Here is a 13,271-nt window from a genome sequence, read left to right as displayed (position 1 = left end):
GGATTATTGAATGATTAATTCCTCAAAGAAATTTCTGATTCAAACATTAGCGATAATCACCGCCATAATCATTGCTGTTTGCATTGCATTGCATCTTTATATAAACAGCAAAGAGATTGTCTATAAAAAATGGAAAGAAGGTGAGCAACTGCCCTATAGCGGTAAACTCACCCGTTACAGTTATACGGTTGGATTTGATGAACTCGCTTTTGTTTATAACACCCATACGCAGCAATATCGGCTATATAAAGAATCTGAACAAATTCATCGCTCACATACAGATACAGGAAAACGAACCAAAGTTATTATTATCGATACCTCTATGGGCCACCATTCTTACCATAGCCATTACGAGGAAGAAAAAAATGGCCGCCACTTCACAAAAACCATCTATTTTTCCTTTGTACTTGGCATCAATCCTTCAGAAAAATTAGCCGAAGAAGTGAGCCACCTGGTGAATGATGTTCCCCTGAAATCCATGGCTTATTCCGAAAAAATAGCCCTGTATCAATTATCCATGAAAGATATTTTCAGAAACAAAGTGGTACCAAACCTTGATGAAGCATTACATGCAATGGAGCATAAAGAGTCCGCTGATAAAAAGCTGATTGCAAAGAAATGGATATACAGGAATGAAATAAAAAATTGTTGCGGGCATTACGTGAAAGTTTCTGAATAATGAATGTTGAAACTATCGCCTGGTTCAGCATTCACCGGATATTCCCACTACCGCAACAAAACCCGTTCTCACTCATTCATGAAAGTACCTGGTTACCACGATTCCCCAGCTGTCTTGTGAGGCTTCCAGTAACACGCGGCATACCGGATCGATAAGCCTCTTCGTCCTGATGTTTTCAATGTGAATAGACTGGTCTTTTCGTTCGCCTGACAAAGGTGTCAGGCAATGCGTTGCTACAGGGGCTGGGGAATCGCGGTAACCCGGTCAGTTTCAGAGTGTCCGCAATGGTGCATTGAGAGCATTATCAGGAAAAACCGCTATCCAGGCCCAGCAACATACCGACCACAAATCCGATGACCGTGAGGAACGCACTGCCGATGGTGAGGCTGAGCACCACCATTTTCATGTGATCCTCCCGTTCCCGGCGGTTCCATTGCTTGAGACAAAGCATGCGGTCATCATCAAGCTCGGTGGATAATCCACAGCGACGACAGGTTATCTGCCATAACAGGCTGCCGGATACCGGAACATCCACAAACTCGGCTTCAGACTGACAGCAGGGGCACTTACGCAGTATTTCCATGTTACACCGACCTACCGATACCCTGAGACGCCAACCAGACACATCAGGAAGACAAAGACCTGTCTTGTTTTATCGGCAGCCGATGACTGAATTGGAGTGGGAAACGGGGGTCAGGCGGTACGGATATTTGACGATTCCCGGGAAGAATCATCACCGTTTTCCGGCTTGCTGGCTGCACGTCTTCTCAAGCCGCTGAAAGAGAAGAAATGGGCGTTCTTTTTGTCCTGCTTTGAACTGTCGTCCTGTTCAACGTGTTTCGTATCTTTTCTTTTCATTACTTAACCTCATGGTACCTGATTACAATCATTCGCTGGTTATATGACAGTTGTACGTCAGTCAAAGTTCCCGTGACTGGATAACCCCATCATTTTCAAGCGAAACAGTGATATCGGCAGAGGTCGATCATTACTGAGGACAAATGGCATAACCGCCCGAATCTCCGGGCGGTTATTTGAAGCATTTCAATAGATTAAAACGACGTCTCAATCATCAAGGCTGCTGACGGGTTGCTGCAATAACAACCTCACGCACACACACGTTTTGTGGTTGGTTATAGGCATAGCTGATAGCACCTGCAATATCTTCCGGTGCAATAGCGCCGCCGATGCTGTCTTTCCAGGATTCATAGCCCGCCTTGATGTCATCACTGGTGGTATGACCGAGCAGTTCGGTTTCCACCGCACCGGGCGCAATGGTGATCACACGAACATTGTCGTCAGCCACTTCTTCCCGGATATTTTCGCCCATCGCGTGTACGGCAAACTTGGTGCCGCAGTAAGCCGCATGATTGGGGAATGTCTTACGGCCCGCAATGGAGCTGATGTTGATCACAGTGCCGGACTTGCGCTCCCGCATGCCCGCCAGCACCAGGTGGATACCATTCAAAAGACCAAGCACGTTCACATCAAACATGCGCTGCCATTCTACCGGGTCCTGGGTATCCGCATTGCCCAGCAGCATCACACCCGCATTGTTGACCAGGCAGTCCACCGGACCAAACTTGGCCTGGGCTTCTTCCAGTGCCTGGCGGAAGCTTTCCCGGTCCGTGACATCCACCTGGCGACACAGGGTGTCAGGCAGTTCAAGACTTTCCAGTCGCTCAATTCTGCGCGCCAGCAGTAACAGCGAATAGCCTTCTGCCGAGAGTTTACGTGCGGTTGCTTCGCCGATACCGGAACTGGCGCCGGTGATCACTACCAGTGGTTTTGTCATGGTGCTGCCCATTCAATAAAGAGTTTGCACACGTCATACGCCGTGCATTAACAGACGGCACTATAGGCACTCAACCCCGGAAGATAAAATTGTCATTTCTGAGGCTTACCATAAGTCAGACCTATGGATAACCTGTCTGCAACGATGTCGGTACAACGATCAAGCGGCAGTCAGCAAGCATTTTGACCGTAACACTTATAGACGCCCAACCTATAATCGCTATTCTATGCAGCCTTTATTCACTGACACCTCGTTAGAGCTATGGATCTTCGCCTGTTGCGCTGCTTTGTCGCGGTGTATGAAGAAAAGTCCATTACCGCTGCGGCCAGACGCCTGTTTCATTCCCAGCCAGCCATTTCCAGCGCCATCAAATCGCTGGAGGAAATGTTGGGCACAGCGTTATTCCTGCGCCACAAGAAAGGTGTGGACCTGACCGATGAAGCGCACTACCTCTATCCACTGGCGCTGCGCCTGCTGTCAGACGCCGACCGTCTGCCGGGCCTGTTCCAGCAACGGAAACAACAACTGCCCTGCCGGTTGGCGACTTATCCTGACCTGAGCCAGTTATCACTGGCCCGGGTGTTGGCCACGCTGCAGGATGAAAACCCCGAGTTACTGCTGGAACTGGTCGATCCTGCCAGCGCGCCGGATGCCAGCATCACGCTGGACTGTCAGAAAGGGGAAGACGAGATATTCCTGCCGCTGTGGGAGGAAGATTATGTCCTGTGCATGCGGCCTGAGCATCCGCTGGCCCAGCGGCAATCCATCGAGCCGCGCGAGCTGCACCAATACCGCTTTGTGGAATGTCCGCCCTGTGAAGCCCATCAGCAAACCCTGGGGCTGCTGGCCTGCAACGGACTGAGCGTGAACCTGGTCGCCAAGGCGGAATGCAAGACACAGGTCATGCACCTGGCCCAGGCGGGCCTTGGCATCTCCTTCCTGCCGACCGGTGTGCTGGAATCCGCCAGGGAACTGGTGACACGCCCGCTTGTCGGCCCCAGGATGTTCCGACGCATCGGACTTTGTTATCCAGCCAGCAAAAGCCTCAAGCCGGCGCTGAGTGCCGCGATTGCGACACTGGGCCGGTATCAGCAGGATCGCTCAGAAACCGCCGTGGACACCCAGGCCGATGTTTAACCCGGGGCCGCTGGATGCCGGACGCAAGGCTTCGAGTGTCAGCCCTGCCGAGCCGTAAGCGCTGCCTTCATAGATCAGGTAATGCCCCTGCCAGAGGAAAGACAGGGTTTCCCCCTGATCCAGGGTCAGGTCAATGTAGCTGCCGGAACGTACCCAGTGACCGGCACGCACCGCCTTCTCCTTGGGATGGTCCAGGTAGGCTTCCACGAACAGGGCGTCACTGTCCGGAAACAGCATCAGCTCGACAAAGCGACCGGAGCCCGAGGCGCTGGGCAAGGAGGCGGCATACACATGGGTGGCAGGCACCGAGGCACCGCTGATCCCGTTACCGGCACAACCGGTCAGTATTGCCAACACCATCAAAATACCGGGCCAGCGCATGGAAGATGCTCCTGTTATGTAACGTAAAAGGGCAAAAGGTCTGTGATTATTGGTCGGGGCTGGCCAGGTTATCCAGAATGGGACAATCCGGCCGTTCATCCCCGTGGCAGCAGTCAGACAGGGCCATCAGGCTGTCCCGCATGGTTTCCAGTGCACGGATTCTATGGTTGATGTCATCGATCTTTTCCCGGGTCAGGGCTTTGACATCGGCACTCCGGCGGGACGTGTCACGGTAAAGCCCCAGCAGTTCACGACACTCCTCCAGGGTAAACCCCATATCCCGGGCATGGGCGACAAACCGCAATTCCCGCAGATGCTTTTCGCCATAATTCCGGTAACCATTCGCTTGCCGAATGGCTGGCTGAATCAGTCCTATGGATTCGTAATAACGGATCGTCTTGCTGGTCAGCCCGGTTTTCTGTGCCGCCTGGGAGATATTCATGGGTAGTCCGGGGTAACGGCCTGTTGTGCCATTCTAACGGCCATAGCCGTCTTTGAATACGATCGCCGCCCTGTTTCAGGGAGTATTCGACTGGATACCGATGAAAAATACATCAGGCAGGGTGAGACACCGGCCCGATCTCTACAACATGCGAATCAGCAATACAGCCAGTGCCATCGATAAAAGCACACCGGCAACACCCAGGCAGATAAAGCTGCGCAGCTGATAGGAACGGATCAACATGCCCTGGGGTATCGTCGACAGAATAAACGGCTGTTTCCAGCTATTCGGGTCACCCATGACGTTCAATTGCCGAAGGCCGTTCTTATGGCGATATTCGCTCAGCACCGCACGATCAAGGCGTTTCTCAAGATCATGCAAATCGCTATCATCCAGTATCCCGTCATCATTATGGTCAAACTGATCCAGCATCTCGGGATCCTGCTGTGCCATCTGCATTTTGACAACGCCATCAATCACGCCGCCAAAATCCAGCCGACGTAGCGCTTTGCCTGTTTCATCCACAGCCTCTTCCGTCGCCTTTTCCCATCGTTCCTTATAGGCCAGCAGCTTTTCTTTCATCTCCGGCTCATAAGGCAAGTCGCTGGCATCCAGACAATTGAACTGCCCTAACGCATATAAAGCATCATCTTCCCGGATAATTTCTTCGGTATACCGGTATCTTGGAACAAACGGCACATTCGACCAGAACAGTTGTTTCAATCCTGTCAAAATATCAGGGCGGGTATTGCCTTTGGGCGCATCCTTACTCCGGCCAGTAAATCTATGTTTAATTTTGAAAAGCGGTTGATCACCCGTATTAATCACACAGAAACCCGTATGATCTCTCAATAACAGAAATGGATGGCTGGTTTCATACAATATCGTACGCCATTGCGGCCTGGACTTCGATTCCCCGCTTGAGCGGGCGTTCATGTAACGCTCAACCGTGTAGGAATACCAAATACAAGGTTGATCGGTCAGAGGACCTTTATGTCGTTTTTTTTCAAATCTTTCAGGCCGACCGATTAACTCAACATAACCGTTCCTCGCTGCTCCCACCCGTGATGTCGGCATTTTATTGACTGCGTGGTATTCCCTGAAAAAAATAACCCCGAAAACAATAAAAAAATAGAAGGAATAGCAATAAAACCTATCAGGAGGCCAGCGCTATTTTTATCTAACCCCTGAATCAACTGAATAAACTCTTGAACCTCATACATCATTATTATTTATCCTGAAACATCACAAGAATAGATTAAAAAAACAACAATTATTTCCTTCATCTATATCTCACAAAACTGATCCCAATCACTGACACTTAAAATATAAATGATTACATTCATCAGAAATAAAAAAATCCCATACAAAGATGGGATTTTTTAAGTTTTACCTTAGTTTCAAGCAATAAGATTTCCCATTTTAGCTGTCACTACCTCTGTCACTCCGGTTACCTTATCTTTGGCATTAGCACATAGGTTTTTTCCTGCTTCAGCCAGGTCGCCATTTTGCATTTTTTCAACCACAGGCCTACCAGGCTTCATTATTTTTTCCTTACCTTTCCGTTCAAGTATATTGTTATTTAACTTAGTGATATCATGATCAAGTTCTTTAATAGCATCTTGGTCTTTTGTGAAGATGCGATAACCGATACTTACCAAATTCAGAAAACCAATATGAATCCAATCCGCACCATTCTCACAACGCATACAAAATCTTTCAAATAAAGATTTATCTGACGTTTTCTTAGTGGGCTCAATAGATGCCATAACTGCATCATTTACTCTCTGATTAGAAACCTTTCTCCCTTGTCGAAAAAACGACTTCTTTTGTTTCGTTTTATCAGGCTTGGTATTCGTACGATTCCTACCGTGGGTAGTGAATTTTCTGTCTACATTCCTCATGGGATATTCTCCTCTATGAATCTGCTATTTATTGTCTGCATCTACCTCTTGCAATCTTCAAAAACAAAGCAGTTTTCTCCACAACAACAATATAAATAAATCAACAAACAAAAGACATTAGACTTTGGTTTAAACACGCGAATATTTAAATCCAAACCCTATGATTCTTAAATCAGCATTAGAATGAGAAAACAGCTAACCAACGATTATATTTACAGGCAAACTTCACGAGAAAAACAGGGTACAGCCTAATATAGGCTGCACCCAGGCTCAGATTTTCTGTTATTTAGTCCCTGGTTTGAATAACCGTAAACGGTTGGCATTGCTGACCACCGTTACGGAAGAAAAAGCCATGGCTGTCCCTGCAACTACCGGACTCAGCAACAAGCCTGTCAGCGGATAGAGAACCCCTGCCGCAATCGGTATTCCCAGCGTGTTATAAATAAACGCACCAAAAAGATTCTGTTTTATATTCTTTAGTGTTGCCCGGGACAGCTCGACCGCATCCGCGACACTATGGAGCGATGAGCGCATCAACGTAATGTCCGCGGCTTCAATAGCAACATCAGTGCCGGCCCCAATGGCCATTCCCACATCCGCGCGGGCCAATGCAGGTGCATCATTGATACCATCCCCGGTCATGGCCGTGATCTCTCCCTGCTCCTGCAAACGGCGGATATCTGCCTCCTTGTCTTCCGGCAACACTTCAGCATGGAAAGCATCAATGCCGACCTGCCGCGCTACCGCGTCGGCAGTGACGCGATTATCCCCCGTCAGCATCATGACTTTGATCCCCAGGGCATGCAGTCGCTGGATCGCTGCGGCAGAGTCCTCTCGAATCGGATCGGCTACAGAGACGATACCTGCCAGCTGGTTATCCACCGCCAGGTACATGGGTGTCTGCGCTTTGGCTGCCAGATCCGCTGAAATATCAGACAGGGCTGAAATATCAACGCCATGCCCCTGCATCAACCGGGCATTTCCCAACAGGACCGGGCGATTATCCAGAACACCTTTAACACCCGATCCCGTGACCGCTTCAAATTGTTCACAGGACGCGACTGGCAGCCCCTTTTCCCTGGCGGCCATTACGATTGCCTCTGCCAGGGGATGCTCTGACGCCTGTTCCAGTCCGGCAGCCAGTGAGAGCACCTGTGATTCGGTAAACGAAGCCTGGGGTACGACCATGGTGACCTTCGGGCGCCCTTCTGTAATCGTGCCGGTCTTGTCGAGCACGACTGTCGTCAGCCGGCTGGCTTTCTGCAAAGCCTCTCCGCTGCGCACCAGCATGCCGTATTCTGCCGCCTTACCGACTGCCACCATCACCGACATGGGTGTCGCCAGACCCAGTGCACAGGGGCAGGCAATAATCAGAACGGTAACAGCCACCACAAGCGCATGGGCCACCGCCGGTTCAGGCCCCACAAAATACCAGACCATGGCAGCAATCAAGGCAATGACCATCACAACCGGTACAAACACAGAGGCGATGCGATCAGCCAGACGCGCCACCGGCATTTTGGTGCTTTGTGCATGGCGCACCATGGCAATGATCCGGGCCAGCGCCGTATCACGGCCAACATGTTCCGCCCGGAACAGGAGCGCGCCATTCCCGTTCATGGTACCGGCTGACACCGTATCGCCTGGGGCTTTCATGACGGGTACCGGTTCACCGGTCAACATGGACTCATCCACCCGGCTGTTTCCTTCGGTGACCACACCATCAACCGCAATAGCCTCGCCGGGCCGCACACGAATAATGTCCCCGACCTGTACCTGTTCAACAGGTATGTCCACCTCGCCACTGTCCCTGACCACCCGTGCCGTTTTGACCTGCAACCCCAACAGCCTCTGGATCGCCGCCGAGGTTTTTCCCCGGGCACGAATTTCGAGGGCCTGCCCGAGGTTGATCATACCGATGATCATGGCACTGGCTTCAAAGTAAACATGCCGGGCAGCGGCGGGCAGTAATTCCGGAAACAGCACCACCAGCATGGAGTAAAACCAGGCTGCACCGGTACCCAAAGCAACCAGTGAATCCATGGTGGCTGTCCGGTGTTTCAATGCCTGCCAGGCGCCCCGGAAAAAGTGACCACCGGAGAACCATAAAACCAGGAAGGTAATACCCCCGACAATTCCCCAGCCCCATTGCTGGGTCGTGTTATTCACCCCCATTTCCCCGGTGACCATGCCCCAGACCATGAGTGGAATAGCCAGCCCCAGGGCAATGGCCATATGCCTGAGCAAATGGCGGTATTGCTGTTGTTCCTGTTCCTGCCGCTGTTTACGCGCCAGCTCTTCGGAATCGATCACCTCTCCCGGATAACCAATGGCCGAAAGACTGGCCAGCAATGGCGCAACACCCACACTACCGGTGACTGTCACCTCCCGCTCACCCAGGTTTGTCAGCACACGCCGGACACCCGTGACATTGCCCAAAGCCTGTTCAATTTTCCTGACACAGCCTGCACAGCTCATACCCGGTACAGCAATCTGGTGGGCTTCAACCGCGATAAGGCTCGCGCCATAACCGGCCGACTCCACTGCAGACACCAGTGCCGGGCCGCTCACCCCGCCCGTCACCTGTGCCGTTCTTTCTGCCAGGTTAACGGTCACGTCCTCAACGCCTGGCACAGCCTGCAGCGCTTTCTCAATTCTGCCAACACAGCCCGCACAGGATACCCCGGTCAGAGCCAGCTGCTGATGATTGTCAGGCATGGTTGCCTCCTGAAACATGTATTTTTGCCAAGCATAAGCTTTCACCTTACTGGAAGGTCAAGCGTTGGGATTGCCTTAAGGTCTATTGGCAACATAGAGGAGAGAAAGGGAAATAAAGGCACAACCTAACGAAAACGCATATCAAGACTATTTTTCGAAACTTTTCTCCTGACAATTGTCTAATACAGTGACAAAACCGAAAAAATAACGCGGCATAACTATCAATAATGGCTGAGGACTTCTGCATGGCAGCACCAACAGTGGGCAATGGAAACCCAAGTCACGAATTAAGAAGACAAACATCACTTTTGAACCCTGGAGATGCCTCTTTTTCATCCAAAAGAGTAGCCAGCGTAAAACACTCACAGGGGCAAATACCCAGTGGTACCCCTGATTCGGCACCCACACCAAAACCACTCTCGACGGCCAGAAAAATACTGAAAGTTATCCTGTTTCCATTTCAGCTTCTTCTCACCACTGTAACTACCCCTGTTTGTGCGGTTATTTACTCGTTGACCGGGCTGGGTCTGGGTTTCATGGTGGGGAGTGGTGTGATTCTGAAATCGACTTATAAAAAGAGTGGATTAAAGATGGCGGTTGCAACATCTATCCTTGCGATCCCGGCCGGGGTTCTGATTGGTGCAGGGATCTCCGTTATTGGCCTGTTTGTTGGCCTGTGTGTTGGAGGACGACTCCCCTGGGATCAAGGGCAATCACTACTCAGCACGACCAAAGACGTAGAAACATTCGTTGATGACTTCTGTGGTGTCCAACGTGACCAACCCTATGACAGTGCCCAAGACGAATCAACCGACCAGGACATAACGGATGAAACATCATCAAATTGTTCTTCGTACAAAACCGCCAGCCATACACATCAAGACCAGATAGAACAGGATACTGCGGGATCGTCTGTCACAAAAAAGCGCTAGAATATTCCACCATAGAAGCCCTGAGCTTCCACCCTCGTCATCCGTTCTGCCACGGCATCCTGTACTTCTGTAATTAACTGTCCCCCCTCCAAGCCCCCTGCTTGCCAGTTTCATGACGCTTTCAGTCAGGATCCATCCTGAAAAGTGAAGCAATGCACTGGAATTATCACTGCCTTTCCCGGCATTAAAGATTTCTTTCATCTGGACGAAAGTTTCATTTGTAGGATAACGCCGTGCATTAAAGGAGTGGTGCCATGCTGTCGCAGAGAGTTCTGCCGCGGTTATCGGTTCTGGCAGTTTTGCTTACCCCGGTTGTATCTGCTGCGCCCATGGGTGTCAGTCTGAGTCGGGATCTCGTCAAACAGATCATTGCTGACAACCCCGGTCATACGTCTACCGCTTCCCGGGAAGTGGTTCAATCTTCCCCGAAAGCTGATTCCATCGACGCCAATCATCAGGTCGCGCAGTTCAATGCCCTGCGTCAGGCCACGCTGATTGTCAGTGAGATGGTTCAACAGGCGCCGGACAAGGCAGTGGAAACCACGCCGGTTGACGTTGAAACAACAATGGTCGTTGAGGTACAGCAGGCAGCAGTGGATACCGAACAACTGATCGCCGAAGCCAAGTCTGAAGTGGACACGCTCATTGACACTACCGAGCCAACGGCTGCCGGTACAGAACCAACGACCGGACTGGACTTTGCCACACTGCTGGCTGCCAATGATTTCAACGAATCCCCCAAGTATCAGTCCTATGAAGGCCTGGCTTTTGGTGATACCCGTCACCGGGTCAGAAACGGGCTCTGGACCAACATCAAGGCCTTCTCAGCCGAGCGCCGGGATGGGGATACCATGTCCGGTTTTGATGCCAGCGGTGAGTCATTCACGGCCGGTCTGGAGACTGACAACCTGATGTCTGGCGCCATCTTCGGCGCCGCCATGACTCTCAGCAAGAGCCGGATTGATGATGAGCCGAACCGGGAGCGTAACAACATTCGCTCATTCACCGGCTCGCTCTACAGCTCCTGGACGTTTGATAGCGCTTTCCTGGAGGCCGGTTTCTCGCTCGGTCGTGCGCGTAACGAAACCCGTCGCTGGGCGACAGTCGGTGGCGGCACCGGACACCTGGAAAGCAAGTACTACGCGAGCACAACCCATGCCCGCCTGTTAGTCGGTAATGTCTACAACCTGTCCCCCAACTGGACACTGACGCCACTGGCTGAACTGAACTACAACCGGATCTCGTTCGACAGTTATACCGAGGAATGGGACAGAGACTGTACGGGCACCTGTACGGATCCAACCACGCAATACAAGCCGGATTCACAAAGCTCCATGGAAGGTGGTCTGGGCTTCAATCTTGCGGGTAACCTGGGTAATGGCAGAGCACGACTGGTGCCGTTTGTCAGCATCATGGGATACCACAACTTCCGTCGTGATACGTCATCACATCGAGCCATCTATACCACGGGTATCGACCAGGTTGTCATAACAGCGCCTGAGCGCAACCGTGGCCGTGCTCGTTTCAGCTTCGGACTCAGCCTGATTCTGGATCAAAACTTCAGGTTTGACCTTGGCGTGATCCGTAACCAGATGAAAGGTTACAAAAACGACAGCGCCAACCTGAAGATCCGTTATTCCTTCTAAACCGGTTTCATCACCCTTCCAAGGCGGCTGTATAGCCGCCATTTTTTTACCCTCAGTGTGCATTCAGCAGTTTTACTCTACCTTTGTCCTGCCGCTCGTGTCGCATGATGACCGGGTACATGACAACACTCAAAGCGAAGGCGGTATAAAATGAATAACCTATTCCCTGCCCAGGAATCAGCAACACGGTTAACAGCCCCGCGCCTGCACTGACCAACAGGGTCGACATCGCCGGTAGTCGCCACGCGGCCTGTTTCTCCTCATCGTACAGCGCCTCAATATCGATCGTACGACGCCGAACCAGATAATAATCTGCCAGCATGATTCCGATAATTGGCCCAAGCAAGACTGAACAGGCCACCTGAAAGGGAATCAGCTTGTCTGCAAACAACCACGGGCAAATAAGCAGCCCAATGATTGCAGAAATCACTGTCGCACGCCGGAAGGTCAGTTTGGAATGCAATGCCATGACAATATACGTCGCCGGCATAAGATTAGCGGTAGTGTTGGTAGACCACTGGGCAAAGACAATGGTCAGCAAGGCAGCTGCCATAATCGCAGGGCTGGTGTCGTGAAATGTCTTGATGATGACATCAACGGGATTCCACTCCCCTGTCAGGATGCCTGACACCATACCCACCATGATCACCAGTGAACCGACCAGGATCAGCCCAAGAAACTGGCCACCGATTGTCAGCTTCTGCCGATGCCAGAAGTGCTTCTTTTCAAAGCCTGCCGGGCGCCTGATCATTCGCCCCAGATCCGCACTGTTCAGCGCCATGGTAATCCATACACCGGCAATACCGGCAACCGCAAAGGGAAAGCTGTACGTATTCTGGGCGGGTGCTGACAGAATGTCAGTCATCGATGAGTCATGGGTTTTCAGCAACCACATAATGGTACTGGAAAAGAAAATCACCATCAGGGGAATCGCCAGCCAGGCAAACCGTGCCATCGATTTGAGGCCGCCCACCGCATTCCAGACCTGAAGTATCGCAAACAGACCAATCAGCAAATACAGGTTGACGGTAAACTCTGTACCAAACCAGATCACCATCAACTTCTGAACCGCCAGCGCTCCAATCCAGGTCTGGAAACCGAACCAGAAGAAACAGGGAATCGCACGAATCACACCGGGAATGATTGCGCCCTTGATACCAAAACAGGCGCGCAGGTAAATGACGAAAGGTACCCCATACTTCAACCCCATATCGCCATTAAGCACGAGCAGGGCCGAGACGATCGAATAGGCAACAATCACGGCCAGGATAATCGCCACCGGGCTGAGACCGGGATAGAGCTGCCCTCCTACAGCAAAGCCCCCGATGTTAATGGTCATTCCCGCCCAGAGCAGGGTGTAATCCCAGAAGGACAGGTTTCGTTCGACATCAGTCGTCGGTCGTAACGCATCATTGCACAAGGTGTTACATGACATGGCTTTCCCCCTCGGATTGCCAGATTCTGTAATCTTGCGAGGTTCGGTCGTCAGCCAGCGGATCACTGATCCCCGGATGCGGCCGAACACAATCTGTTCAGCAGGCAGGCATTAACCTGACCCATCCGGATGTAACCAGTCAGCGGCGATGCGATAACCGGGGATATCACCGTCATCCCTGTTATCAGTCATGCAATGCACT

General features: G+C 51.4%; 13 protein-coding genes. 4 read left to right on the top strand and 9 right to left on the bottom strand.

All coding sequences use genetic code 11. From position 1 onward, the window contains the following. Positions 1–10: 10 nt before the first annotated feature. Positions 11–679 carry a hypothetical protein gene (locus AC27K1_RS05550; protein ID WP_487148925.1) on the top strand — a complete coding sequence of 223 codons (669 nt, stop codon included), beginning with the start codon at positions 11–13 and terminating at the stop codon, positions 677–679. A gap of 304 nt (positions 680–983) precedes the next feature. Here AC27K1_RS05550 and AC27K1_RS05545 read toward each other — a convergent pair whose 3' ends face one another. The 3 genes from AC27K1_RS05545 to AC27K1_RS05535 form a co-directional block, all read right to left on the bottom strand. Then, a complete protein-coding gene (locus AC27K1_RS05545) occupies positions 984–1,262 on the bottom strand; it encodes a hypothetical protein (protein WP_487148924.1) in 279 nt (92 codons plus the stop codon). Positions 1,263–1,372: 110 nt separating this feature from the next. Beyond that, complete coding sequence (locus AC27K1_RS05540) at positions 1,373–1,537, bottom strand: hypothetical protein (protein WP_487148923.1); 165 nt, start codon at positions 1,535–1,537, stop codon at positions 1,373–1,375. A gap of 214 nt (positions 1,538–1,751) precedes the next feature. Continuing rightward, on the bottom strand, positions 1,752–2,474 hold the full coding sequence (locus tag AC27K1_RS05535; RefSeq protein WP_487148922.1) for an SDR family oxidoreductase: 723 nt from the start codon (positions 2,472–2,474) through the stop codon (positions 1,752–1,754). A 261-nt stretch (positions 2,475–2,735) separates the two neighbouring features. Here AC27K1_RS05535 and AC27K1_RS05530 point away from each other — a divergent pair, with 261 nt between their 5' ends. Next, a complete protein-coding gene (locus AC27K1_RS05530; RefSeq protein ID WP_487148921.1) occupies positions 2,736–3,611 on the top strand; it encodes a LysR family transcriptional regulator in 876 nt (291 codons plus the stop codon). On the opposite strand, the gene AC27K1_RS05525 is transcribed toward AC27K1_RS05530, so the two are convergent. The 5 genes from AC27K1_RS05525 to AC27K1_RS05505 form a co-directional block, all read right to left on the bottom strand. Further along, a complete protein-coding gene (locus AC27K1_RS05525; RefSeq protein WP_487148919.1) occupies positions 3,576–3,992 on the bottom strand; it encodes a hypothetical protein in 417 nt (138 codons plus the stop codon). The genes AC27K1_RS05530 and AC27K1_RS05525 overlap by 36 nt on opposite strands. Before the next feature lie 46 nt (positions 3,993–4,038). After that, on the bottom strand, positions 4,039–4,434 hold the full coding sequence (cueR, locus tag AC27K1_RS05520; RefSeq protein WP_487148918.1) for a Cu(I)-responsive transcriptional regulator: 396 nt from the start codon (positions 4,432–4,434) through the stop codon (positions 4,039–4,041). 141 nt (positions 4,435–4,575) lie between these two features. Beyond that, positions 4,576–5,370 carry a hypothetical protein gene (locus AC27K1_RS05515; protein ID WP_487148916.1) on the bottom strand — a complete coding sequence of 265 codons (795 nt, stop codon included), beginning with the start codon at positions 5,368–5,370 and terminating at the stop codon, positions 4,576–4,578. Between the two features lie 464 nt (positions 5,371–5,834). Further along, a complete protein-coding gene (locus tag AC27K1_RS05510) occupies positions 5,835–6,338 on the bottom strand; it encodes a hypothetical protein (protein ID WP_487148914.1) in 504 nt (167 codons plus the stop codon). A gap of 282 nt (positions 6,339–6,620) precedes the next feature. Then, a complete protein-coding gene (locus tag AC27K1_RS05505) occupies positions 6,621–9,056 on the bottom strand; it encodes a heavy metal translocating P-type ATPase (protein ID WP_487148912.1) in 2,436 nt (811 codons plus the stop codon). Positions 9,057–9,301: 245 nt separating this feature from the next. On the opposite strand from AC27K1_RS05505, the gene AC27K1_RS05500 reads away from it, so the two are divergent. Together AC27K1_RS05500 and AC27K1_RS05495 are read left to right on the top strand one after the other, a co-directional pair. Further along, positions 9,302–9,988, top strand: a complete 687-nt coding sequence (locus AC27K1_RS05500; protein ID WP_487148911.1) for a hypothetical protein — start codon at positions 9,302–9,304, stop codon at positions 9,986–9,988. A gap of 254 nt (positions 9,989–10,242) precedes the next feature. Beyond that, positions 10,243–11,634, top strand: coding sequence for an autotransporter outer membrane beta-barrel domain-containing protein (locus AC27K1_RS05495; RefSeq protein ID WP_487148910.1), 1,392 nt, complete (start codon positions 10,243–10,245; stop codon positions 11,632–11,634). Between the two features lie 52 nt (positions 11,635–11,686). On the opposite strand, the gene AC27K1_RS05490 is transcribed toward AC27K1_RS05495, so the two are convergent. Next, positions 11,687–13,069: a cytosine permease gene (locus tag AC27K1_RS05490; RefSeq protein WP_487148908.1), complete on the bottom strand. Its 1,383-nt coding sequence runs from the start codon at positions 13,067–13,069 to the stop codon at positions 11,687–11,689. Between the last annotated feature and the right edge of the window lie 202 nt (positions 13,070–13,271).

The sequence above is a fragment of the Kistimonas ophiarachnellae genome, assembly GCF_057552235.1.
This window is presented reverse-complemented; position numbering and strand designations above follow the sequence as displayed.

What these genes read in the sequence shown, in the direction of transcription:
- AC27K1_RS05530 (WP_487148921.1), top strand. Translation starts at nt 2,736, where the DNA reads ATGGATCTTCGCCTGTTGCGCTGCTTTGTCGCGGTGTATGAAGAAAAG.
- AC27K1_RS05510 (WP_487148914.1), bottom strand. Translation starts at nt 6,338, where the DNA reads ATGAGGAATGTAGACAGAAAATTCACTACCCACGGTAGGAATCGTACG.
- AC27K1_RS05500 (WP_487148911.1), top strand. Translation starts at nt 9,302, where the DNA reads ATGGCAGCACCAACAGTGGGCAATGGAAACCCAAGTCACGAATTAAGA.
- AC27K1_RS05495 (WP_487148910.1), top strand. Translation starts at nt 10,243, where the DNA reads ATGCTGTCGCAGAGAGTTCTGCCGCGGTTATCGGTTCTGGCAGTTTTG.
- AC27K1_RS05490 (WP_487148908.1), bottom strand. Translation starts at nt 13,069, where the DNA reads ATGTCATGTAACACCTTGTGCAATGATGCGTTACGACCGACGACTGAT.
- AC27K1_RS05505 (WP_487148912.1), bottom strand. Translation starts at nt 9,056, where the DNA reads ATGCCTGACAATCATCAGCAGCTGGCTCTGACCGGGGTATCCTGTGCG.
- AC27K1_RS05535 (WP_487148922.1), bottom strand. Translation starts at nt 2,474, where the DNA reads ATGACAAAACCACTGGTAGTGATCACCGGCGCCAGTTCCGGTATCGGC.
- AC27K1_RS05545 (WP_487148924.1), bottom strand. Translation starts at nt 1,262, where the DNA reads ATGGAAATACTGCGTAAGTGCCCCTGCTGTCAGTCTGAAGCCGAGTTT.
- cueR (WP_487148918.1), bottom strand. Translation starts at nt 4,434, where the DNA reads ATGAATATCTCCCAGGCGGCACAGAAAACCGGGCTGACCAGCAAGACG.
- AC27K1_RS05525 (WP_487148919.1), bottom strand. Translation starts at nt 3,992, where the DNA reads ATGCGCTGGCCCGGTATTTTGATGGTGTTGGCAATACTGACCGGTTGT.
- AC27K1_RS05515 (WP_487148916.1), bottom strand. Translation starts at nt 5,370, where the DNA reads ATGAACGCCCGCTCAAGCGGGGAATCGAAGTCCAGGCCGCAATGGCGT.
- AC27K1_RS05550 (WP_487148925.1), top strand. Translation starts at nt 11, where the DNA reads ATGATTAATTCCTCAAAGAAATTTCTGATTCAAACATTAGCGATAATC.
- AC27K1_RS05540 (WP_487148923.1), bottom strand. Translation starts at nt 1,537, where the DNA reads ATGAAAAGAAAAGATACGAAACACGTTGAACAGGACGACAGTTCAAAG.